The sequence below is a fragment of the Kitasatospora sp. NPDC093558 genome, from assembly GCF_040683475.1.
In the GTDB taxonomy this organism is placed as follows: Bacteria; Actinomycetota; Actinomycetes; order Streptomycetales; family Streptomycetaceae; genus Kitasatospora.
This window is the reverse complement of the sequence record NZ_JBFBDY010001064.1, coordinates 1-1,625: the sequence shown is the minus strand read 5'-3', so window position 1 is coordinate 1,625 and position 1,625 is coordinate 1. Positions and strand designations below refer to the sequence as shown.

General features: G+C 67.6%; 1 protein-coding gene. It reads right to left on the bottom strand.

Going from position 1 to position 1,625, the window contains the following annotated elements:
• Nucleotides 1-54: 54 nt before the first annotated feature.
• Nucleotides 55-1,125 (bottom strand): hypothetical protein, encoded by a 1,071-nt coding sequence (locus tag AB0O00_RS38480; protein WP_363659330.1) that lies wholly within the window; start codon nucleotides 1,123-1,125, stop codon nucleotides 55-57.
• Between the last annotated feature and the right edge of the window lie 500 nt (nucleotides 1,126-1,625).

Genomic DNA, 1,625 nt, shown 5'->3' with positions numbered 1-1,625 from the left:
GTGACGCCCGGGTACGGCGGCACGGGCGATCCGCCGTACCGGCCCGTACCGGCCTCACAGTTCGTCGAGCACGACCGCGTTCGAGCAGTTGAGCAGCGTCCGCAGCGCCGGGCCTGCGCCGGAGCGGTTCTTCGCCGCCCTCATCTTGCCGCGGCAGCTCTTGAGTTCGCGCGACATCGCCTGCAGGTCGTCGTACCGGATGACCGGGTTCGAGGTGAGGTTGGCGCGCGGGTGTCGCGCGGTCGCGACCGCGCTGAAGTAGCTGTAGTCGTTCTCCTTCAGCAGCTCTCCGCAGCGTTTGTGGAGGTAGTCGAAGCTGTCGTGCACCGGGATCCGGCTCGCTGCGGCGATGTTGTAGGTGTGGATCCCGGTCTCCCGCGGATGGAGTGCGCTTTCTCCGTCGTGTTCGGTCGCGACGTAGTCCGACAGGAAGTGGTCGGTGCAGGCCTGCAGGTCATCCAGTTCGTTCGCGATCGAGTCGATGTCCTCGACGTAGACATTGCCGATGAACCGGTTGTTGCCCACGAAAATGGCGTTGCCCTGGATGACGATCTTGTCCGCGATGATCCGGTTGCCCTCCCAGATCCCGCCGGAGATGCGCAGGGTTCCGCCCATGACGCGGATGTCGTTGCCGACGAACCTCGCGTGGCGCGTGAGCACGTCCCCGGTCGCGTTGTAGGCCGCCCTCGCGACACCGCAGAACGGGATCACATCAGGGGCCACCGTCATGTGGTTGGCGGTGATGCAGTTTCCGATGAAGAACGAGGATCCGGTGGGGCCGTCACCGCTCTGGGGCCCGGAGCCCGGCCCCTCCCCGGGGCCGTCGGCCTGGGCCGTGGTGGTGAAGGTGCCCAGGGCGGACAGGGTGAGGACTGCCAGAAGCGCGATCACGCGCTTCCGGGGGCGAACGCTTGCCACGATGCCTCCTTGTCGCCGCCCGACCGGGCCACTGCGCGTCAGCGACCGCCCGGGACAGGCGAATTGAAATGGATTCGGCTGAGCAATACGAGAAGCTACTCGGCCGCCCGCGCGGCATGAAGAAGCGAGGCGATTACCGAATTGTGACGACGGCGATGCTCCTTCCCCGAAGGCATCGTCACCCCGACCACCGGTTCCGGAGATCACCTGTGACCATTTCCTTACGCCCGGTCCGCTGGGCCGCGTCCGGAAAAGCACCGGGCCTACTATCGATTCCGCCCGGCTGCCTTCCGGCCGGCGGTCTCGAACAACCCGAAGAACCTTGACGGTTGGAGAGCCTGACGAGGGCCATCGGCTGGAAGGTCCTCTACAGCGAGGTGATGCGCCCGACCGTCGCGGTGGGATATGTCACGCCAAGCTGCGGGGACCGGGTGGCGAAGGGAGCCGGCCAGTGGCGGGACGGGTGCGTCCGAAGCCGCTACGGCCGGTTCGGATGCGGAGGGTGCGCCCCGCTGCTTCGGCTTCGTGAGACGTACGACGTCCGCTCGCGGGTGGCGGAACGGAGCGCACCGCCGCGAGCCGAACCCCAGGTAGTCGTCCCGGCAGGGCCGCTGGTTCCCGCCGTCCCGGGTTTTCTCCGGCTTTCCTCCGGCCGTGCTGACCTGCCCGGATCATCGTGCATCATGGACGCCGCCCCCACCCCGGCC